This window comes from Arthrobacter sp. Z5-13, from assembly GCF_056499105.1.
The window spans coordinates 231634-253406 of sequence record NZ_CP096460.1 but is presented as its reverse complement, the minus strand read 5'-3'; the positions used below and the strand labels follow the sequence as shown (position 1 = coordinate 253406).

General features: G+C 63.1%; 19 protein-coding genes and 1 riboswitch. Of the genes, 12 read left to right on the top strand and 7 right to left on the bottom strand.

Annotated elements, in window-relative coordinates; all coding sequences use genetic code 11:
• The first annotated feature begins 121 nt into the window (after positions 1-121).
• From M1E02_RS01140 to ligM, 6 genes are all read left to right on the top strand, one after another.
• On the top strand, positions 122-847 hold the full coding sequence (locus M1E02_RS01140; RefSeq protein ID WP_479376347.1) for a 4-carboxy-4-hydroxy-2-oxoadipate aldolase/oxaloacetate decarboxylase: 726 nt from the start codon (positions 122-124) through the stop codon (positions 845-847).
• The gene (locus M1E02_RS01135; protein WP_479376346.1) at positions 831-1913 is read left to right on the top strand and encodes a 4-oxalomesaconate tautomerase; all 1083 of its coding nucleotides are present in this window, start codon (positions 831-833) and stop codon (positions 1911-1913) included. The genes M1E02_RS01140 and M1E02_RS01135 overlap by 17 nt, the downstream gene beginning before the upstream one ends.
• Before the next feature lie 24 nt (positions 1914-1937).
• Positions 1938-2948, top strand: a complete 1011-nt coding sequence (locus tag M1E02_RS01130) for a VOC family protein (RefSeq protein WP_479376345.1) — start codon at positions 1938-1940, stop codon at positions 2946-2948.
• Entirely contained in the window at positions 2945-4438 is a 1494-nt protein-coding gene (locus M1E02_RS01125) for an aldehyde dehydrogenase family protein (RefSeq protein ID WP_479376344.1), read from the top strand. Before M1E02_RS01130 ends, M1E02_RS01125 begins: the two co-directional genes overlap by 4 nt.
• Before the next feature lie 54 nt (positions 4439-4492).
• Positions 4493-5386: a methylenetetrahydrofolate reductase gene (locus tag M1E02_RS01120; RefSeq protein WP_479376343.1), complete on the top strand. Its 894-nt coding sequence runs from the start codon at positions 4493-4495 to the stop codon at positions 5384-5386.
• A gap of 64 nt (positions 5387-5450) precedes the next feature.
• A complete protein-coding gene (gene ligM / locus M1E02_RS01115; RefSeq protein ID WP_479376342.1) occupies positions 5451-6863 on the top strand; it encodes a vanillate/3-O-methylgallate O-demethylase in 1413 nt (470 codons plus the stop codon).
• Positions 6864-6938: 75 nt separating this feature from the next.
• Here the strand turns inward: ligM and M1E02_RS01110 are convergent, their stop codons facing one another.
• The 6 genes from M1E02_RS01110 to M1E02_RS01085 all read right to left on the bottom strand — a co-directional run bounded on the left by M1E02_RS01110 (position 6939) and on the right by M1E02_RS01085 (position 13113).
• Positions 6939-8198, bottom strand: coding sequence for an ABC transporter substrate-binding protein (locus tag M1E02_RS01110; protein ID WP_479376341.1), 1260 nt, complete (start codon positions 8196-8198; stop codon positions 6939-6941).
• Positions 8188-9273 (bottom strand): branched-chain amino acid ABC transporter permease, encoded by a 1086-nt coding sequence (locus tag M1E02_RS01105; protein ID WP_479376340.1) that lies wholly within the window; start codon positions 9271-9273, stop codon positions 8188-8190. The genes M1E02_RS01110 and M1E02_RS01105 overlap by 11 nt, the downstream gene beginning before the upstream one ends.
• The gene (locus tag M1E02_RS01100) at positions 9273-10154 is read right to left on the bottom strand and encodes a branched-chain amino acid ABC transporter permease (RefSeq protein WP_479376339.1); all 882 of its coding nucleotides are present in this window, start codon (positions 10152-10154) and stop codon (positions 9273-9275) included. Before M1E02_RS01100 ends, M1E02_RS01105 begins: the two co-directional genes overlap by 1 nt.
• Positions 10155-10159: 5 nt before the next feature.
• Positions 10160-10870 carry an ABC transporter ATP-binding protein gene (locus M1E02_RS01095; protein WP_479376338.1) on the bottom strand — a complete coding sequence of 237 codons (711 nt, stop codon included), beginning with the start codon at positions 10868-10870 and terminating at the stop codon, positions 10160-10162.
• Positions 10857-11684, bottom strand: a complete 828-nt coding sequence (locus M1E02_RS01090; protein ID WP_479376337.1) for an ABC transporter ATP-binding protein — start codon at positions 11682-11684, stop codon at positions 10857-10859. Before M1E02_RS01090 ends, M1E02_RS01095 begins: the two co-directional genes overlap by 14 nt.
• Before the next feature lie 76 nt (positions 11685-11760).
• Positions 11761-13113, bottom strand: coding sequence for an aminomethyl transferase family protein (locus tag M1E02_RS01085; protein WP_479376336.1), 1353 nt, complete (start codon positions 13111-13113; stop codon positions 11761-11763).
• A 199-nt stretch (positions 13114-13312) separates the two neighbouring features.
• On the opposite strand from M1E02_RS01085, the gene M1E02_RS01080 reads away from it, so the two are divergent.
• Positions 13313-14032 carry an alpha/beta fold hydrolase gene (locus tag M1E02_RS01080; RefSeq protein ID WP_479376335.1) on the top strand — a complete coding sequence of 240 codons (720 nt, stop codon included), beginning with the start codon at positions 13313-13315 and terminating at the stop codon, positions 14030-14032.
• Positions 14033-14037: 5 nt separating this feature from the next.
• On the opposite strand, the gene M1E02_RS01075 is transcribed toward M1E02_RS01080, so the two are convergent.
• Positions 14038-14331: a hypothetical protein gene (locus tag M1E02_RS01075; RefSeq protein ID WP_479376334.1), complete on the bottom strand. Its 294-nt coding sequence runs from the start codon at positions 14329-14331 to the stop codon at positions 14038-14040.
• A gap of 246 nt (positions 14332-14577) precedes the next feature.
• Between M1E02_RS01075 and M1E02_RS01070 the strand changes: the two genes are divergently transcribed.
• The 5 genes from M1E02_RS01070 (at position 14578) to M1E02_RS01050 (ending at position 21767) form a co-directional block, all read left to right on the top strand.
• Positions 14578-16968, top strand: coding sequence for an ATP-binding cassette domain-containing protein (locus M1E02_RS01070; RefSeq protein ID WP_479376333.1), 2391 nt, complete (start codon positions 14578-14580; stop codon positions 16966-16968).
• 158 nt (positions 16969-17126) lie between these two features.
• Positions 17127-17684, top strand: a complete 558-nt coding sequence (locus M1E02_RS01065; protein ID WP_479376332.1) for a hypothetical protein — start codon at positions 17127-17129, stop codon at positions 17682-17684.
• Between the two features lie 397 nt (positions 17685-18081).
• Positions 18082-18240, bottom strand: a riboswitch (cyclic di-AMP (ydaO/yuaA leader).
• Between the two features lie 259 nt (positions 18241-18499).
• A complete protein-coding gene (locus tag M1E02_RS01060) occupies positions 18500-18931 on the top strand; it encodes a LexA family protein (RefSeq protein ID WP_479376331.1) in 432 nt (143 codons plus the stop codon).
• On the top strand, positions 18924-20222 hold the full coding sequence (locus M1E02_RS01055) for a Y-family DNA polymerase (protein WP_479376330.1): 1299 nt from the start codon (positions 18924-18926) through the stop codon (positions 20220-20222). Before M1E02_RS01060 ends, M1E02_RS01055 begins: the two co-directional genes overlap by 8 nt.
• Positions 20223-20291: 69 nt before the next feature.
• The gene (locus M1E02_RS01050; protein ID WP_479376329.1) at positions 20292-21767 is read left to right on the top strand and encodes an amidohydrolase; all 1476 of its coding nucleotides are present in this window, start codon (positions 20292-20294) and stop codon (positions 21765-21767) included.
• The last annotated feature ends 6 nt before the right edge of the window (positions 21768-21773 follow it).

Here is a 21773-nt window from a genome sequence, read left to right as displayed (position 1 = left end):
GAGATGGGACACAGGTCCGGGAGGAACCCATCATGGCCAATGGAGGCACCGTGCTGGTTGTGAGCGCGCTCGCCGGCAACGTCGTCATGCGCTACTACCCCCAGGTGACCGAGGTCCTTGAATGAAAAGCGTTGTGATCACTGATATCCCGAGGGCCGGTGCTTCCACCATTCACGCACTCGGATCGCAGGGCGTTGCCACCGTGCACGAAGCAATGGGGCGAACAGGGCTTGTGGGCTCCTCAATCCGCCCCATCCAGGAAGGAACCCGCATTGCAGGTTCTGCTGTCACAGTACTTTGTTGGCCCGGAGACAACCTCATGATCCACGTTGCGGTGGAGCAGTGCCGCGCTGGCGATGTGCTTGTTGTGACCACGGCCTCCCCCTCGCTGGACGGATCGTTCGGCGAACTGTTCGCGACGGCATTGCAGCACCGTGGGGTGCGGGGGCTTGTGACAACGGGCGGGGTGCGGGACGTGGCCGACCTGCGGGCAATGGGCTTTCCGGTCTGGTGTGCAGCGGTCAACGCGCAGGGTACGGTCAAGGCGACTCCCGGCTCGGTGAATGTGCCCGTCACCGTTGGCGGCACCCTCGTACGCCCCGGCGACGTTATTGTGGCCGACGACGACGGCGTGCTGTGCGTGCCGCGGCGGGAAGCACAGATTGTGTGCGAAGCTGCCGATGCGAGGGTGGTGAAGGAAGCGGTCTCGCGCGCCGCGTACCTTGCCGGTGAGCTGAGCCTTGACCGGAACAAGCTTCGCGGCCTTTTGGAGGACCTGGGCGTACGCTACATCACCGCTGCAGAGTTCAGCGCCGCTGAGAACGGGGCGGATGATGGCCGCGGTTGAAGGGATCCCTTGCCTCTATATGCGCGCAGGCACGTCGAAGGGCGCGTTCTTCCTGGCGTCCGATCTCCCGGCAGACCCCGAGGAACGCGACAACCTTCTCCTGCGAATCATGGGCACACCCGACCCCCGGCAGATCGACGGGCTTGGCGGCGCAGATCCCCTGACAAGCAAGGTGGCGGTGATCGCTCCATCCCCCGATGACGGTGCTGATGTGAACTATCTCTTCCTGCAGGTGGGCGTTGAGAGTGCGTTCGTGACCGACCGCCAGAACTGCGGCAACATTCTGGCCGGCGTGGGTCCGTTCGCGGTGGAACGAGGCCTCATTCCTGCCGGCGACGAGCAGACTGAAGTGCGCATCCGCATGGTCAACACGGACAGCAACGCCACTGCCAGGTTCGCTACTCCCGACGGCGTGATGGACTACGACGGCGGCCTGGCGGTCGACGGCGTTCCAGGTACCGCTGGCGCCATCCAGCTCAACTTCGAGGGAACGGCGGGCTCGTCAACGGAAGCACTTTTCCCGTCCGGGAACGTGCTGGACCGGATCGACGGGATAGACGTAACGTGCGTGGACAACGGCATGCCGACGGTGCTGATGCGCGCCGCTGACCTCGGGCTCAGAGGCGACGAGTCCCCCGAGGATCTGGAGGCTGACGCCGATCTGGCGGACCGCTTGAGAGGCCTCCGTCTTGAGGCGGCCAAAATAATGGGCCTGGGAGATGTGTCGGACACGACAGTGCCCAAGCTTGTTCTTCTGTCCGCGCCCCGCGCTGGCGGCGCCATCGCCACCCGCAGTTTCCTGCCTGTGCGGGTCCATACCTCGATCGGCGTCCTGGGTGCCCTCACCGTCGGCGCCGGACTGCTCGCTGAGGGCTCTGTCGGTCATGAACTCGCGGCGCTGCCGTCACCGGGTTCCCCGCTTCGCATCGAGCATCCCACCGGCCACTTCGATGTCGACGTGGCGGTCGACTCGACCCCGGACGGGTTCATGGTTAGCCGTTCTGCGGCTCTCCGTACGGCGCGGAAGATCTTTGACGGGCGCATATTCCCGCGTCCCCGCTTGTGAGACGGCCCGAGAGAGGACAGGTCCATGACCGAGTACACGTCGTTCGACGTAGCCCATGTGGGGAACGTGGAGCTGCTGACGCCTACCTTCGACGAAAGCCTGTGGTTCTTCCGCGATCTGCTCGCCATGCGCATAGTGGCGGAAACCGGAGACGCCAGGAAGTCGGTATACCTGCGCACCTGGGACGAATATCAGCTGTACACATTGAAGCTCACAGCATCCGCAGACGCTGGCGTGGGCCGGACGACGTTCCGTACCACCAGCGCCGAGGCGCTGGAGAGGCGGGTGGCGGCGATCGAAGCCACCGGCCTGGGCGTCGGCTGGGTAGACGGCGAGGTGGGCACGGGCCCCGCTTACGCTTTCAGGGACCCCGACGGACACGACATGGCGGTCTACTACGAGACCGAACGGTACGTGGCCACCGACGACAAACCCGCCCTGAAAAACCAAGCCTCAGCGTTTCCGGGCCGTGGCGTCAACGCAAGACGGCTGGACCACGTGAACTTCCTTGCCAAGGACGTGGTTGCCAACGGGCAGTTCGTGGCTACGGCCTTGCGGGGACGCGAAAGCGAACGCATCAAGCTCGACGACGGCGGTTACGCCGCCTGGTGGTTCCACTTCAACAACAAGTCCTATGACGTCGTGTATTCCGATGATTGGCTGAAGCACGGCAACCGGCTGCACCACGTCGCTTTCGCCCCGGATACCCGCGAGGACATCCTCAAGGCAGCAGACATCTTCCTTGAAAACGGCATCCACATCGAGTCCGGCCCCCACAAGCATGCGATCAACCAGACCTTCTTCCTTTACGTCTGGGAGCCGGGCGGCAACCGCATTGAATTGGCCAACGCCGGCGCCCGCCTGTTGCTGGACCCCGACTCCCCGGTAGTGGAGTGGACCCAGGAGGAGCGCAAAAAAGGGCAGGCCTGGGGAATGAAGACCATAGAAACATTCCACACCCATGGAACGCCAAACGTCGTCAGTGATGAACCAAAAGAATCTGTCAGCACAGCCCAGAAAGGTGCGAAATCATGACCAACACAGTTAACACGTCGGCGCCAGTGACCACCGGCCTGTACATCGGAGGCGCCGAACGTCAGGCTGAAGCCACCTTGGAGGTGGCCGATCCGGGTAAACCGGGGGTGATAGTCGGCTACGCGGCAGCGGCGGACCCCAGTGATGTCGACGACGCGATTACGGCTGCGAAGGCGGCTTACCCCGGATGGTCTGCGCTGAGCGCACGGGAACGCGCCGACCAGATGCGGGCCGCCCTAGAGGGAATCGCAGACTACCGTGATGAAGATGCCGCCATCCTGTCGCAGGAAAACGGGAAGATCCGGATGGAGGCGTGGGTGGACTCACTGGTGTTCGAGCTGCGGTGGAACCTCGCGCTGGAACTGGCGGACGAGGTGGACGCCACCAAGGTGCTCCCGCCGGCGCCGGGAATTCCTGTGTCCACTACCGTTGCGTACCAGCCACTCGGCGTCGTGACGGTCATCGTGCCGTTCAACTGGCCGATCGCCATCCTCGCCGCTTCGCTTCCCCACGCCCTGCTTGCCGGCAACACGGCCATTGTGAAGCCGCCGCCCACCACGCCGCTCGCCACTACACGGGTGGTGCAGAGAGTTGCGGAGAAGCTTCCGCCCGGCGTGCTGAACGTAGTCACCGGCAAGGATGCGGACATGTCAGCCCTCATCACGAGCCCCGACATCGCGAAGGTCTGCTTCACCGGAAGTGTTGCCGGCGGTAAGCGCATCATGGAGATGGCCTCCAAGTCCCTGACCCGGGTAACGCTGGAACTGGGCGGAAATGATGCCGCCGTAGTGCTGGAAGATGCTGTCCTTGACGACGCCCACCTCGACCGCCTCTACGCCTCCATCTTCGACACCACGGGCCAGATCTGTATGGCAGCGAAACGGATTTACGTCCACCGTTCGCGCCTGGACGAGCTGGTGGCTGGACTGTCCGCCCGGCTGGAAAAGGCCGTGATCGGCTACGGGCTGGACGAGGGGAGCACGATGGGGCCCCTGCACCAATCGGCACAGAAGGCCTTCGTCTCGGAGATCATCGAGGAAGCAAAGGAGGCGGGCGCCGATGTCAGGGAGTTCGGAACCCTGCCGGACGATCCGGATCTGCAGAGCGGGAACTTCCTGCGTCCCGCGCTGGTGATCAACCCCGACCCATCACTGCGCGTAGTAACCCAGGAGCAGTTTGGGCCGGTCATTCCGGTCATTCCGTTCGACAACGAGGATGACGCCATCCGCGCCGCCAACGAATCCTGGTCAGGGCTTTGCGGCTCCGTCTGGACCGCCGATCCTGAGTCAGCCAACAGGGTGGGCGGACGGCTGGTCTGCGGCTACGTCTGGGTCAACGACCATGGTGCCACGCGGCTTGACCTTCGTGCGCCGTTCGGCGGCATGAAGCAGTCCGGTATGGGCCGGGAGCAGGGCATTGAGGGCGTTCGCGCCTTCCAGGACACGCGCTCACTGGCTTACCTCGATCCCGAGGCCCTGTCCGCAGGCTGAGGCGCGAAGGTAAAATTGTGAGGGATTCAGGGCCCGCCGAAAGGACGTGGGCTTGTGGCTAAAAGTACACAAACAATCAATCGGGCGGCCTCGCTGGACCTGATGAAGGACTTCTCGCTCGAGATGACGGGCAAAGACGTCCCTTCGCTCCTCGAGGCAAGAAACCTCATCCCGGTTGGTACCAGAATCAACGTGACCTTCCTCGGCAATGAAGACCTTGAGATGCGGGTGGCCGCGGCAAGAGCGGCCCGGGAAATGGGGTTCGTCCCCGTACCCCACATCTCGGCGCGTCGGTTGAAGTCCGAGGAGGTCCTTCAGGAGTTTCTCGGGCGACTGCGGGAGTTTGACGCTGTGGAGCACATTCTCGCCGTCGGCGGTGATCCCGCCCACCCCGAGGGGCCGTACAACGACTCACTCGCGCTGATACGCAGCGGCCTTCTGCAGGAGTTCGGAGTACGTGAAGTCGGAATCGGCGGGTACCCCGAGGGTCACCCGGACATCCCCCAGGAGACCTTGTGGCGCGCGCTCGAAGACAAGTATGCCGCTCTGCAGGAACAGGGCCTTGATGCGGTCATTTTCACTCAGTTCGCGTTCGATACAGATCCCGTTGCCGATTGGATTGAGACTGTTCGGGCCAAAGGCATCAGCGCTGCGATCCGCGTCGGGACCCCGGGACCGGCGGGGATCAAGCGGCTCCTGGGCTTTGCCCGCCGCTTCGGCGTCGGTGCGAATGCCATGATCGTCAAAAAGTACGGCTTCTCGCTCACCAACCTCGTGGGCACGGCCGGCCCGGACAACTTTGTCAACGATCTTGCGGCCGTACTGGCCGACCGTTCTGCCGGCAGGGACTCTGGCCGGCCGGGACAGATTGGGCTCCACTTCTACACCTTCGGCGGCCTGACAGAGACTGCCGACTGGGCCCGGCGCTTTATGGCCGGGCAGGAGTGAGGAGGCACCGCCGTCGTGAACAGACAGAGAGAACAACAAACCGCTACAGAAAAAGAGGTTGATCATGGCACCCAGGAATCTGCAGGAAGTCCTTGATTCGTCCCGTGGCGCAGTGGACCTGCTCCGCAATTCGCAAATCGGGTCGTATATCTATCCGGTGGTCCCGGCAGACTTCCAGAACTGGATCAAGGAGCAGACGGCGTGGCGCGAGACGGCCGTGCTCTTCGACCAGTCCCACCACATGGACAATCTGTTTATGAAGGGCCCCGATGCGATCAAGCTGATTTCAGCTACAGCCATCAACTCCACCGAGGTGTTCCCCGTCAACAGGGCCAAGCAGTACGTGCCCACCACTGAGTCCGGGCACGTCATCGGCGACGGCATCCTCTTCCGCCTGGCGGAGGAGGAGTATGTGTATGTTGGACGCTCACCGGCCGCCAACTGGCTCCTGTACCAAGGCCAGACCGGAGGCTACCCCAACCTGGAGATGGCCGTGGACCGCCGCTCGCCGTCCCGGCCATACGGTCAGCCGGTCACCCGTCAGTACTACCGTTTCCAGATCCAAGGGCCGAACGCCTGGCAGGTGATCGAAAAACTCAACCGCGGCCCTGTTAAACAGCTGAAGTTCTTCAACATGTCAACAATGAGCATCGACGGCACCAACGTCCGGACCCTTCGGCATGGCATGGCGGGGGCTCCGGGTCTCGAAATCTTTGGACCGTATTCGGACCACGGTCGCATCCGGGACGCGGTCATCGAGGCCGGCGCCGAATTCGGGCTGGTGCCTGTTGGTTCCCGCGCCTATCCGTCCAACACCCTTGAATCGGGCTGGATTCCGTCGCCATTGCCGGCCATCTATTCAGGGGAAGCGGAGCGCGGATACCGTGAGTGGCTTCCCGCCGACGGATACGAGGCCACCGGAACCCTCGCCGGATCGTTCGTATCCGAGAATATCGAGGACTATTACCTCACACCTTGGGAGCTGGGCTACGGCACCTTCGTGAAGTTCGACCATGACTTCATAGGACGCGACGCCCTGGAGCGGATCGACCAGGCTTCGCAGCGCAAGAAGGTCACCCTCGCCTGGGACGGCGACGACGTCACATCCATCTTCGCGTCGCTGTTCAAGCCTGAAGGACCCAGCTATAAGTTCTTTGACCTCCCGCTGGCCAACTACGGTTCGGCAAACTACGACTCCGTGATCGACGCGGACGGCGTCGTGGTGGGGTATTCCATGTTCACCGGTTACAGCGCAAACGAGCGGCAAGCACTGTCACTGGCCACCATCGATCCTGACGTGCCCGAAGGCACAGAGCTGAGGGTTGTCTGGGGAGAACCCGGCGGCGGTACCGCCAAGGCCGCCGTTGAGCCGCACGTTCAGACCGAGGTGCGCGCGGTGGTAAGCCCTGTCCCCTACTCCGCCGTCGCTCGCGCCTCCTACCGTGGCGGCTGGCGGACCAACTACAAGTCGGCTTAGTTGATCGGCGTGGCTGAGGGGCGCTCTCGCGCCCCTCAGGTCCCGCGTGCAGACTCCGCGTGCGGTTCTGCCTGACTACCCGAAGTTCTCAGCGGTGGTGTATCCCCTCCCGTCGTACTTCTGAACAAGAACCGAAGAAACAGCCGGCTGGCCGTCGGTAGTGGTGTCCACGGCCGTGCCTTCCAGCATCAGGGGAGCCCGGAGGCCCTTAATGTCCCGCAATGCCGTCATGAAGCTGTCGCGGTTGGGCTCGGTCATCTTCTTGAACGCTTCCTCAAGCGTCGCTCCCACCATGTAGCTCCACATACAGTGCGGGAACGCCGGCATATCCGGGTAGTTGCCGTACTGCTTGAGGTCGGCCAGGAACTTGACGACGTCAGCGTCCTGAGCGAAGGCCGGGCTCTGCGGCGCCTTGGAGAAGGAAACCGAGTAGATGCCCGGGTACGCCGTGGCACCACCGGGCTGGAGGATCGCCGTCGGGCTCGACGTATTGGACGGAAGGAACCAACTGGGCTTCCAGCCGATCTGCTGCGCCTTCTGGAGTGATGAGATCACCAGCGGAGTGATAGACATGGCGTTGAAGAACACGTCAGCGCCCGAGGCAGCAAGTTGGGTGAGCTGGGCGTCCACAGATGTGTCGGTAGCCTCATACGTCAGTTCTCCGACCACCGAGACATTGGCTGCGCCGCCGATGGCTTCCTTGAAGCCCGAAACGTAACCCTTGCCGTAGTCGTCGTTCTGCGACAGGATCGCCACCTTGTGCTGAGCGCCGGACTCTGCGAGCAGCTTGCCGAAGGCAGCTCCTTCATTCTGGTAAATCGGCACGAACCCCAGCTGCCAGGGGCTCTCCTCCCGATCGCTGAACAGGGGGTCACCGGTCATTACCAGCACCTGGGGTACCTCTTGGCTGATAGCCGCATCACGGAAGGCGCGGTTGGTGGGGGTACCAAGGCCGGACGTCACGGCGAACACGTTATCGGCCACCATCTGTTGGAAGTTGGACAGCGATTTCTGCGGATCGTAGGCGTCGTCATAGGACTTGACGTCCACAGTGCGCTTCTTGCCATCCCCGAATTGCACCCCGCCGGCCGCGTTCACAGCTCCGAAGTAGGCTGCAAGACCCGCAACAGTGCATGTTCCGGGCCCCGCAGTCGGGCCGCTGAGCGGAGTGGTTACGCCAAGCGTGATGGACGTGTCGGTGATGCCTGGACTCGTAGCAGAGCCGCCACCACCCTGGCCGGCCCCGTCCCGGACGCAGCCTGAAAGGGAGAGCGCGACGATCGATGCCGCCGCGACGATACCGAGCACCCCGCCCGGCTTGTTTCTAATCTTCATGATCGATCTTGCCTCTCTGTGTTTCGATTCCCTCCCGCACGGCGGCTTCAGCAGTCGGATGATGCACAGGAGAGTTCTGCGGGGGATTCCCCGATGGTGTGGAGGGAGCGCCCCGCCGGCGGGCAAGCCGACGGAGAACTCCTGGAAGGCTGACCAGCCCCTGGGGCAGCAGGAAGAGCACTGCGAGGAGTATGGCGCCCTGGCTGATGGCGGTCAGGTTGGGATCGATGGCGTTGGTCAGCTGAGGAACGAAGACGTAGTAGGCGCCGCCGATCAGTGCCCCCGTGATGCTTCCCGCGCCACCGATGACCATCGCGGCTACCAGACTGATGGAATGCCCGAAGCTGAGGGTCTCAGGCGATGTGTACTGTACGGCGGCGAGATAAAGGAAGCCGCTCGCCCCGCCGAATATCGACGCCACAGTGAAGGCGAGCACCTTGGTGCGGTACGGTGAGATACCCATGGACGCCGCTACTGCTTCGTTCTCCCGCACGACGCCGAAAGACCGGCCGTACCTGCCCCGGACGAGGTTGCGGGCCAGCAGGAAGGCGGCGGCGGTCACCAGCAACACGATGTAGAACTGCCACTGGTCGTTGTACAGCCCGGACCAGTCGGGCGCATCCGTGAAACGGGCCGAGGTGCCCTGGGACCCACCTGTGAACTCATCGAGGCGCTTGGCCAGCGGGACGCCTACGATCGGCAGGGCGATGGTGACCATGGCAATCGCAAGGCCACCGAGCCGGGCTGCCGCCAAGGCCACAAACAGCCCAACAATGCCCGGAATCACGCAGGCCGCGACGAATACCAGGAGGATGTTCCAGTCGTGGTTGACGCCGTAAGCGGCCACATAAGCCCCGAGCCCGACGAAGAAGATCTGCCCAAGGTTCACTTGCCCCGTGTAGCCCATGACGATGTTCAGGCCCAGCACCGCAACGGCATAAACGCCAATCCGCACGAGAGTCTGGTTCGTAAACGCCGGGAGGACGAGCGGCGCAACGATCAGCGCAATGGCCACCACTGTTATCAGGATGGTGCGCGTGGACCTGTTCGCTAGAACGGCGGACATCGTTCGCATCAGACCCTCACCACAACCTTTCGCCCGAACAAACCTTGAGGCCGGATGACGAGGATGACGAAGATCAGCACAAACGGCACTGCAATCTTGAGGTCATGCCCCACGAGCGGCACATAAACGGCCGCCAGGTTTTCAAGGACGCCAATGGCCGAAGCCGCCACCACGCACCCGATGGGGCTGCTCAGTCCGCCCAGGATCACTGCTGCGAGCGCATATACCAGCGCCGTATCGAGCATGCCGGGGGTAAGGGTCAGCTGCGGTGCAACAAGCACGCCGGCGATCGCTCCCAGAGACGCGGCAAGGCCCCAGCCCACCATCAGCAGGCGGCCGACAGGCAGACCTGAGAGAGCGGCGGAAGACGGGTTGTCGGCGACAGCCCGGAGCGCGAGCCCGAGCTTGGTCCGCAGGAAGAGCACTTGCAGGGCCACCATGATGGCCACGATCGTTATGGTCGTGGCGAGGGACCTGACGCTCACCACCGCCCCCAGAACTTCCACGCTTGTCAGTGGAAACAGCGAAGGGAACGCCAGGTTGTTGTAACCCCAGAGCACCGCGCAAATGCCTGTGACCAGGGCGAGCAAGCCGATTGTGACCACAACGGCCGTGTCGGGGTCGCCGCCCTCGAACCTGCGGATGAGAAACCGTTCAATCACAGCACCGATAAGGAACGAGATCACCACAGCGATGAAGATGGCGAGGATGAGCGGCAGGCCGAGCCGCGTGAAGGCGTAGGCGATATAAGCGGACAACACGGCCATGCCGCCCTGGGCAAAGTTGATCAGACCCGTGGCCTGGTTCACGAGCACGATCGCGAGGGCCAAAGCTGCGTAAATTGAGCCGGTCGCGAGCCCGTCCACCACGAGTTGGATGAAGGTGCCCATGTGGTTCAGCCCCCCAGGTAGGCACGGCGGATCTCGTCCATGCCCTTAAGTTCGGCCGCGGATCCAGTCAGCACGTTGCGTCCTGTTTCGAGCACGGTGGCGGTATCCACCAACGAGAAGGCGAGGTTTGCGTTCTGCTCCACCACCACCATGGCGATGCCTGACTCGAGCCGCAGCCGCCTGATCGCTTCGTACACCGCCTTGGATGTGCTGGGTGCAAGCCCCAGCGACGCTTCATCGAGCAACAAAAGTTTGGGCTTGGCCATAAATGCCCGGGCTACCGCGAGCATCTGCTGCTCACCCCCAGAAAGCGAAGCAGCCCGCGAGCCGACGCGGTCCTGCAGCTGTGGGAACAGGTCAAGACAATAGTCGATATCGCCGGCGATTGCCGCCCTGTCCTTGCGCAAGTAGGCGCCCACGAGGAGGTTCTCCCGCACGCTTAACTGGCCGAGCGTTCCGCGGCCTTCCGGAACGTGGGCCACCCCCCGCACTGCCACCTGGTCAGGGCGCAATCCGCGGATGTCGCGTCCTTCGAAGCTGATCCGTCCGCCCGTTCGGACCGTGCCGCTGATAGCCCTGAGCGTCGTCGTTTTGCCTGCCCCGTTCGCGCCGAGAATGCCCACGGAGCCGCCCTCCGGCACACTGAGCCCCACCCCGTTCAGGACCTGCACAGGTCCGTAGTACGCGGTCACGCCGGAAAGCTCAAGCAGCGTCATCCGCCGCATCCTTCCCTATATAGGCCTCGATCACACGGGGATCGGACTGGGCCTCGGCGGCGGTGCCCTCCATGAGCTTTCGACCGTGGTCCAGCACCACAACCCTGTCTGTGAGGGCAGAGATGAGACCCATGTGGTGCTCGACAATGATGATCGTAATGTCCTGCTCGGCACGGAGCCGCCTCACGGTCTGGATGAACTGCTCCACCTCGCCGTGTGAGAGCCCGGCGGCAGGCTCATCGAGCAGCAGAAGCGCTGGCTTGGAGAGAAGTGCCCGCCAGAGTTCCACGCCTTTGTGCAGTCCATGTGAGAGTTCCCCGACTGGCAGGTTGGCGGCCCAGCCCAGACCTGCCTGGTCGAGAAGCTCAAGCGCTTCTGCTCGGATCCCGCGCTCGGCACGCGCTGTGTAGGGCAGTCGAAGTGCCCATGAAACAGGTCCGCCGGGCAGCCTGATGTGCCCTCCGAGGAGCACGTTCTCCAACACGCTGGCATGCAACAGAAGTGCGGGTTGCTGGAAGGTCCGTGCCAGCCCGAGGCGGGCGAGGCTGTACGGTGCATTCCCCGACACCTCTGTGCCACTGATGGCAATGGATCCGGAGTTGGGCTTGTAGTGGCCGCTGATGCAGTTGAAAAGCGAGGTCTTGCCTGCACCGTTGGGGCCCACGAGGCCGAAGATAACTCCCGGCTCGACGTGGAAGCTCACTTCCTGAAGAACCTTGACCCCGCCGAAGTGAAGGTTCACGCCTTTGAGGCTCAGGCTTGCCGCCACCCTGTACCTTCCTGTCGCATCAATGCTCGGGATGGGAGCGATCATTCACGTCCACTCGAAACCGACGCTACGGATTGGAAACGAAATTGTCAACGATTTTGGATGAGCCTTGATCTGACCGTTACGGTGTCCGGTAACCTGCCCGCGCATACTCCGAGAAGGGCGCCGGAGCCACCGTGGCCCGCATCTCCACCTGGCGGTGGCGTTCCACCTGGCCCTTGCTGGAGTTAGGGTCTTCGCCCCAAAGGACCACCACCTCGGTTCCGATCTGGGAATGCGCGACGTCGATCGTCGCCAGGGACAGGAATGCCCTCTCGTTCGCGAGGTAACCGACGTCGAACGACACCCCCACCGTCTCGCCATCCTTCAGGACCCGGTCAGTTTGGTAGAGGGCATACCGCGACTTGGGGAGCTCGATGTACTTGGCAGGAACATCATCACCAAGGATCGATCCAAGAGCATTAGTCACATCATCGTCGTTCCAAACAAGCGTGACTTTTGTGCGCCGCTGGTCTTCGAAGTGCTCCCGCAGCGCATCCTTGCCGAGAAACTCGTGATCGAACGAGACCGAACGGCCGAGCCCGATGTCGTAAGGAGTGACGTAATAGTCAGTGATGTCAGTGGAGTAGAAGCTACCTCCCAGCGAACCCCCCTTGGACAGGTCAAGCCATTCGCGATACGCCTTGAGCTCGGGCTGGAAAATCGCCGGCGGAGGGGACGGAACCCATCCGGAGCCAAGGTTCGCCGACGAATATGCCTTCGCCCCCACCTGCGTGATGCCGAACTCCTCGCCGTCGGCAAGCAGTTTTGCATGTACCGCGGCAGCATCAGCCCAAGGACCCCAGAGCTCGAAACCAGGCTGTCCTGCCATGCCATGGCGCAGTGCACCCACCCGGTGCCCGCCAATCTCCACTCCTCCCATGTGAAAGAACTTGAGCTCAGGCGCCGGGTTGCCGGTGATCTTCTCAACGATCGCGAGCGCATTCGGCCCCTGCAGCTCGTATCTAAAAAGCTTTGGATCACCCTTGCGGATCAGCGAGTGGTCATCGCGCTCCAGGGTGACGTCCCAGTCGCCGGAGGAGATGTTGTATTCGACCCAATCGGTCAGCATGGGAAGGCCCACCAGGTCGAACGAGTTCTCGTCGAGGTGGAACAGAATACCGTCACCAATGAGGTGTCCGTCATGGTTCACGGCGACCAGCTGCTTCGCCCGCCCAACTTGATAGCCGGCGGCGGAATTTGAGCCTATCCAGGTGAAAAATTTCGTCGCGTCGGGACCGCTGACGAAAAGGTCCGCCATATGGTGCGACTGGTCAAGCAAGGCGCACGAATCCCGCCAGGAGGCCTGCTCGCTTCGCCAGTTGGTGAACTCGGGCGTCACCGGGAAGGTGAACGGCCGGGACTTCGCGTTCCGCAACACCTCCACTGCGTTACCCTGCTGATCGATAGCAGACTGAAGGCTTTGGCTGGCCACGGCGATCCCTCCTCAGGACGGCGACACCGTACTCTGCAATGAACGGCATCGTTCTTGCTAAGACTCACGATACGCCGCAGGAACCGGCCATGGCAGGTGTAACAGTCGTCAGAGGAGAGGGACCAGGACCGGTCGGATAGTGTCCAAAATGCCCAGCGCCTGCTCGAAAACCGGGGGACGCCTGGCGTAGGGTACGGTCATGGACATCATCCTGGTTCCCGGCTTTTGGTTGGATGCTTCATCGTGGTCAGAGGTCACCCCGCCGCTGGTTGCAGCAGGCCATCGGGTCCATCCGTTGACGCTGCCAGGGCTTGAGTCAAAGGATGCGCCAAGAGCCGGAATCGGCCTCCGCGACCATATTGACGCCGTCGTTGCTGCCGTAGACGCCGTTGATGATCCGGTGGTGCTGGTGGGCCATTCCGGCGGAGGCGCCATTATCCATGGGGCTGTAGATGCCCGGCCTGACCGTGTGGCCCGGGCCGTCTATGTGGACAGCGGCCCGCTGGGCGAGGGAGGGGTCATCAACGACGAGCTCCCTGCCGAAGGGGATGAGGTCCCGCTGCCCCCGTGGGAGGGTTTTGAAGACGCCGACCTCACGGACCTGAATGACGAACTGCGTGCAGCATTCCGGGCACGTGCCATCCCTGAGCCACGCCGTGTGACCAGCGACCGGCAGCATCTGCACGATGAACGCCGCTACAACGTCCCGGCCACCGTTATCGCCTGTGAATTCCCGTCTTCCCTGCTCGTTGAATGGATGGAGTCGGGCCATCCGTTCGTGGCGGAGCTCGCACGGATCCAAGACGTTGATTACGTAGACCTGCCCACCGGGCACTGGCCCCAGTTCACCAGGCCTGCTGAACTCGGCGAGGCAATTCTTGCCGCCGTCCGCCGCGCATCAGAGAACGGGCAAAAATAACCGATTCACGCGGGGGCGGCCTGGTTGCCCCAGGCTTCGGTTTCACGCTGGATACGCTGCGTGAGCAATTCGACCTCTTGAGACATCTGTAGCCCGACAGGAAGACGGTCACCGGGCCAGGTGGACGCCTCATGAGAGTCGGCCAATGCTTGGGCCAGCGCCTTTGAGAGCGTGCGAATCTTCCACGAATGCTTCAAATAGCCTTGGACACGCCTGCACTGCTCAAGAGATTGCGTCAGCAACTTCCGGGTTGCCGGCACAACAGCCGGCAGCTTCGGTCCGCTCAGAATTTTCGCCATGGATCCGCCGTCCTTCAGCAGGTTGATTCCGTGCCTGAATTCAAGTGTTGCGAACGTTACTTAAGGTCCCGGCAACACCAACCAAGGATCCGGTCAAGATCGGATGGTGCCGCAGGCAAGCGATCAGGAATGGAGAAGCGCGGCTGCCAAGGCGCACCTAGTATGGCTGCTGGAAGCTGGTTAAGATCAAGCCAAGTGACGCCGACGGAGCCCGCGTAGGCACCCCCCGTAACAGATGGAGACACGATGACCACGGCCACGAGCACGGACATGCGGTCAGACGACCTGCACCCCGCCGACAACCACGATCTGATCCGGGTGCAGGGTGCACGCGAGAACAACCTCAAAGATGTCACCATCGAGATCCCGAAGCGACGGCTGACGGTGTTCACCGGCGTCTCCGGTTCGGGCAAGAGCTCGCTGGTGTTCGCCACGATCGCCGCTGAATCGCAGCGGATGATCAACGAAACCTACAGCGCCTTCGTGCAGGGTTTCATGCCGTCGCTCGCGCGGCCGGACGTCGACTTCCTCGAGGGGCTCACGACGGCGATCATCGTTGACCAGGAGCGGATGGGGGCAAACCCACGCTCGACAGTCGGCACTGCCACTGACGCCAACGCCATGCTCCGGATCCTCTTCAGCCGGCTCGGCAAGCCGTACGTCGGGCCGCCCACGGCGTTCTCCTTCAACGTCCCGACCCGGAAGGCCAGCGGCGTGATGAGCACCGAGAAGAGCGGCCGGGTGGAGAAGGCCGTGGTGCAGAACGCGGTCTATCTGGGCGGAATGTGCCCGCGGTGCGAAGGCATGGGCTCGGTCTCCGACTTTGACCTCACGGCCCTCTACGATGGGAGCAAATCGCTCGGCGAAGGTGCGCTGACTGTCCCCGGCTACAGCATGGACGGCTGGTATGGCCGGATTTTCAGCGGCGCCGGTTTCGACATGGAGAAGCCGATCGCGAAGTTCACCAAGAAGGAAATGCACGATCTCCTCTACAAGGAGCCCACCAAGATCAAGGTGGAGGGCATCAACCTGACGTATGAGGGGTTGATCCCGAAGATCCAGAAGTCAATGCTCTCCAAGGATGTCGAGGCGATGCAGCCGCACATCCGTGCTTTCGTTGAGCGCGCCATTACCTTCCAGTCCTGCCCCGAGTGTGATGGCACCCGGCTCAGCGCGGAGGCCCGGTCCTCAAAAATCCGGGGCAAGAACATTGCCGAACTGTGTGAGATGCAGATCAGCGACCTGGCCGCGTGGGTCGGCGAACTGCAGGAGCCGTCGGTTGCACCGCTGCTCAAAGGGCTCCGGCATCTGCTCGACTCGTTCGCGGAAATCGGGCTTGGCTACCTCTCACTGGCCCGGCCGGCGGGGACACTGTCCGGCGGAGAGGCGCAACGCACCAAGATGATCCGGCATCTCGGGTCCTCCCTCACCGACGTCACCTACGTCTTCGACGAGCCCACCATCGGCCTGCACCCGCACGACATCGAACGGATGAACCAGCTCCTGCTGCAGCTGCGCGATAAGGGCAACACAGTGCTCGTCGTCGAGCACAAGCCGGAGACCATCGCCATCGCTGACCACGTCGTCGACCTCGGCCCGGGCGCCGGCACCGGCGGTGGTGAGGTGGTGTTCGAGGGCACCCTTGAAGGACTGCGAAAGAGCGACACCATCACCGGGCGGCACCTCGATGACCGGGCTGCCCTCAAGGAGGCAGTGCGCGCACCGAAGGGCGCGCTTGAGGTCCGCGGAGCGAGCACCCACAACCTCAAAGACGTCGACGTCGACATTCCACTCGGCGCTCTTGTGGTGGTCACGGGCGTTGCCGGCTCAGGGAAGAGCTCGCTGATCAATGGTTCCGTGGCCGATCGCGACGGTGTTGTGGTGGTTGACCAAGGGGCCATTAAAGGCTCACGCCGCAGCAACCCCGCCACGTACACGGGTCTGCTCGAGCCGATCCGCAAGGCATTCGCGAAGGCCAATTCCGTCAAACCGGCGCTGTTCAGCTCCAACTCCGAGGGCGCGTGTCCCACCTGCAACGGCGCCGGTGTCATCTTTACCGAACTGGGCGTTATGGCCACCGTCGAGTCCACGTGTGAGGACTGTGAGGGCCGGAGGTTCCAGGCCTCGGTCCTTGAATACACGCTCGGCGGGCGGAATATCGCCGAGGTGTTGGCAATGTCGATGACAGAAGCGAACACGTTCTTCAGCGAAGGGGAAGCCCGTACTCCTGCCGCCCACAAGATCCTCGACCGGATCGTGGACGTCGGGCTCGGTTACCTCACCCTGGGCCAGCCACTCACCACCCTGTCCGGCGGCGAGCGCCAGCGCATCAAGCTGGCTACCCAGATGGCGGAAAAGGGCGATGTCTATATTCTCGACGAACCCACCACAGGTCTCCACCTCGCCGACGTCGAGAACCTCCTGGGCCTGCTCGACCGTCTGGTCGAGTCAGGCAAGTCCGTCATCGTCATTGAGCACCACCAGGCGGTAATGGCACACGCCGACTGGATCATCGACCTTGGTCCCGGCGCCGGGCACGACGGCGGCCGGATCGTCTTCCAGGGCACCCCCGCCGACCTTGTGGCAGCATGCTCCACGCTTACAGGCGAGCACCTGGCCGCCTACGTGGGGGCCTGATACAAAAGTCAGCCTTGCTGCTGGTGGAAGCCTCGGTGCCAGAGCGTGTTCAGGGCCGTTATCTCCTCGCCATCAGACCGTACAAGGACAGGCGGGTGCTGGCATAGGTAGTGGTGTCGCCTGTGCCATCCGCGGGGGCAGACCCAGTACCCGGCGACGTGCCCAGCAAAGGCGCAACAAGGCCGGTAATTGGCGTCAACGCCGTTGTGGGTGTCGGCGCGGTCGCCGGAGCGGGAGCGGGACCGGGAGCGGGACCGGAAGCCGGAGCGGGAGCTGGCGCCGCTGAAGGGACAGGCGGGTTCGAGGAAGAAGCCGGAGGCTGTGCGTTCACGGAACTGGCTGATGACGGCGGAGCCGCAGCGCTCGTCGCATCTGCTATTCCAGCCAACGTGGGTGCATCGAGCGGAAGGGGGAGGCTGCCAATATCGGGCAACCCATTGGCTTGCGGACTCACAGCAGCGGGGGCATCTGCGCCCGCGGCTGCCTGGGCAGGAGCGCCGCTGGTTGTTCCCGGGGACGTGGCCGAGACGGTTGGCTGGGGCGTGGCGGTTCCGGCGGTCGGACGGTTTCCCGACGTCGCTCGAGTCACCTTTGTTGGGCTGGCGGCCTCCTGGGCGGAACTTTCCTTGCCGAAGAAGGGCAGCTCTGTGGCCTGGCTGGCTGCTCCAACGCCAAGCAGGACAACAAACGCGCCGGCAACCATTGCAATCCTTTGACCCATGACACGAGCCGAACCGGCTTTTCTTAAGACGTCATCGGGCTGGGAGTTGAGTATGGCGGCTAGCTGAGGGCTGTGTGTGCTCCTCGGCCCGCTGCTTGGGGTGGCAGGCAGTGTGGCCGCTGAAGGCTTTTCAACTGCCAGACGCCGGGTCCTGCTCCGTCGCGTCGCTGCGGGTGCGGGAGGTACTTCGGCTATGGGCGCGGTTTCAGGAGCCGCAGGTACTTCGAAGGCCGGGCGCCTGTCCCTCCTTCGCCGCAGTGCTGTGGTGGCCGACGCCGTGGGAACCGGCGGGATGAGGGGTTCGGTGAGGGGTTCGGTGACGGGTGCCGCGGCTTCTGCACGATGCCGCCCGGCCCGCAAAGGGCGCGACTCTTCCAAGGAACGGGACATGATGGTTGCCTCTCAAACGCCTGCGAGGTTAGCTGTCGGGTTCGGAAGAGGTCAACCGGCCGGCACGTAAGACGTGACGGCTTCACCCCACGGGCCGCTGGGTAGCGGCCCGAAGACTCTGGGTCCCCCGTCTCTGCCTTAGTGTTGGGAGTCCGGGATGTGGCAGAGCTCGGCGTCAGCCCGGACGCGGCCCGATCCAGATGGGCCACCCCCAAACCGTACAGGAAAGCCTCCGTTAAAGTCACGTTTAGGTAACAGACGTAACATGTGTCCTTCTCACCCGGCCGCTCCCAACGATGCTTTCCGGCACCTACTGGATCCTGGATGCGGCGGACCAGGTCTTGATCCAGTTGGAAGAGCCTTTTTGTCCGACCTCGCAGTACACTGAATTATCGAACATATATTCGAAAAAGGTGTGTTGTGGGCGCTGTTGTAGGTCCTCGTGTGATAGCTGCCGGCAGCTCGCTGCTTACGGTGCTCATCTCCCCTGTCGCGGTGGCTGCCGGCTATCCCTCGCCCGCGCAGGACTACTTTGACGGCCGGATCGACCTCAACGAACATCTCATCAAGGACATCACCAGCACGTACGTGGTGAGGGTCTCAGGGAATTCCATGGAAGGTGCGGGCATCAGTGACGGTGACGAACTGATCGTTGATCGTGCCTTGGAACCCAAGGACGGTTCAGTGGTCGTCGCCGTGCTGGATGGCGAGCTGACCATCAAACGCCTCCGCTTCACACCGCGTGGCGTCCTGCTTCAGGCGGAAAATGCCAACTATCCGGACATCCGCGTAGCAGCACTATCTGACCTCGTCATCTGGGGCGTAGCGACGAGGTGCCTTCATCATGTCTAAGCCGGCACTGATGCACCGCATGCAGCAGATCGCCCACGTGGACGTGAACTGTTTTTATGCCTCGGCTGAGCGCGCCTTTGACCCATCATTGGAAGGCCGGCCGCTGATTGTGCTCTCCAACAACGACGGCTGTGCCGTTACCCGCTCACCAGAGGCCAAAGCACTGGGCATCCCCGTGGGAGAGCCTTGGTTCAAGATTGCACCCCGCGTCAAAGAGTGGGGCCTGGTAGCCAGGTCCAGTAACTATGAACTGTACGGCGATATCAGCGCACGCGTGATGGAACTCCTCAGCAGGTTCTCCGCCTGGCTGGAGGTCTACAGCATTGACGAGGCCTTCCTCGGCGTCAAGGGAAGCCCTGATGAGCTCCTCCGGCTCGGGTTGGAGATGAAGGCCGCCGTCCGCCGCAACGTGGGTGTGCCGGTGTGCGTCGGCATCGCAGGCACCAAGACCTTGGCCAAACTCGCGAATAAGTGGGCCAAGAACAACCCGGGCTTCAACGGCGTTTGCCTCTGGGATTCGCTCCCCCGTTCCCAGCGGGAAGCGCTGATGGGCCGGCTTTCGGTGATCGAGATCTGGGGAATCGCCTCACGTCTCACCAAACGACTGAACGCCATGGGAATCCAGTCGATCCTTGACCTCTCCAGAGCAGACCCCGTGATGATCCGGGACCGCTTCTCAGTGGTGGTGATGCGCACCGTCCTTGAGCTTCAGGGCACCCCGTGCATTCCGATGGAGGAGGAACGGATCGGCCGGGATCAGCTGATTTTCAGCAGATCCTTCTCCACGCCCATCACTACCGTCCATGAACTGCGCCAGGTCCTCAGTATCTATGGCCAGCAGGCCAGCGCCAGGCTTGCAAAGCACGGATTGCAGGCCAAGGTCCTCACCGCATTCGCCGCTACGTCGTACTACAACCCAAAGGACACTTCCTACCCCTCGGCCTGCATCAGTTTGCCCATGCCCACCGCCGATCCTGTGCTCCTGACCAGGGCCGCACATGCTCTCCTCCCGCAAATCCAGGAGGGAATCAAGTACGCGAAGGCGGGAATCATGGTGACCGATCTGCGCCCCTCCGGCAACCAACCACCGCTCTCTCCCTTCGAGAACCCGCACGAGGAACGCGGCATTGGCCCCCTCCTGGAGGATGTTGCCCGCCGCTACGGCCGGGGCTCCATCGGCCTGGGCCATGCCGGGATCAGGGGCGGGCCGGACTGGACCATGAAACGCGACATGATGTCCCCCCGCTACACCACACACTGGGACGAGCTCCCGCTCGTCAAGGCTGCCTAGATCCCGTGGCCGATGACGCCGGCAGGGGTGCACTTTGTTGCTTGCCCCAGCACGCCTAGCCTGTTGCATATGGTCCACCCCGCCGCAGCCGACCCGCCCGAAGTAGTTCTTGCCTCCATCCGCCAACCCGGCGATGCCCGGTCATCTGATATTCACATCGTTGACGGCGTGGTTTCGCGGATTTCACCAGCAGGAGACCGTCCCGCCGGCCCCACGGTTTTAGATTTCGACGGCGGCTACGCCATCCCCGGGCTTTGGGACGAACATGTCCACATGACTCAGTGGGCACTTGCCGCCCAGCGGCTGGACCTTTCCCGCGCAGAGTCGGCGAGGGACGCCGTCGAACTCCTCCGCCCCCACCTCGCCGGCGCGGAGCCCCGCACAACCATGGTCGGGGTCGGTTTCCGGGACGCCGTATGGGCTGACGCTCCCACATTGGAGATGCTCGACGCCGTCACCAAAGGCCAGCCGACGGCGCTCCTCAGCCACGACCTCCATTGTGTGTGGCTGAACAGCGCTGCTGCCGAACGCTATGGAGTTCAACTAAAGGCAGATGGCCTGGTGCGGGAAGACGCCGCCTTCGCCCTCACCCGTCAACTGGATCACCTGCCTGATCACCTGGTGGACGCCTGGGTGGCCGAAGCCGCAAGGAAGGCCGCATCCCGCGGGGTAGTGGGAATTGTGGACTTTGAAATGGCCTGGAACCGGGATGCCTGGATCAGACGCGAGGCGGCCGGATTTGATTCGCTGAGGGTCGACGTCGGTGTCTATGCCGAGCATCTTGAGCGCGCCGCGGGCCTGGGGCTCCGGACCGGGCAGGCGTTTCCTGGAAGTGGTCTGTTGCGGGTGGGACCGATGAAGGTACTCATCGACGGCTCCCTCAACACGCGCACCGCCTTCTGTGTGGATCCATACCCCCATGGCGGAAAGGGCGTCCTCACGGTGAGCGAAACCGAACTGCTCGCGCTGTTGGTGCGGGCGGGGGAGGCAGGGTTTGTTCCGGCAGTCCACGCCATCGGCGACGCCGCCAACAAGGTGGCGCTTGATGCGTTCGCGAATGCCGGCGTCTCCGGACGGATAGAACATGCCCAGTTTGTCCGGGAGCAGGACTTCGTCCGGTTCGCCGAACTGAATGTGACTGCCAGTGTCCAGCCCCTGCATGCCCTGGATGACCGGGATGCGGCAGATGCCAACTGGGCCGGTCACACTGACCGGGCCTTCCCCTTGCGCTCACTGCTGGAAGCGGGAGCCACTCTTGCGCTGGGATCTGATGCTCCGGTGGCGCCCTTGGATCCCTGGGCGGCAATGTCGGCGGCCGCCACAAGGTCCAGGCCTGACGGGCGGGAGCCCTGGCACCCAGAGCAGTCCATCACACGCGAAGAGGCTCTGGCATCCTCGGCCCGGGGACGGAAGCGGATCCGTGTAGGAGACCCGGCCGATATCGCAATACTCGACGGCGATCCGCTGGCTGTACCGGACCACGTTTTCGCCAGTATGCCCGTGGCGGCAACCGTTGTGGGCGGGAGATGCACCTATAACGGTTGAGGAATA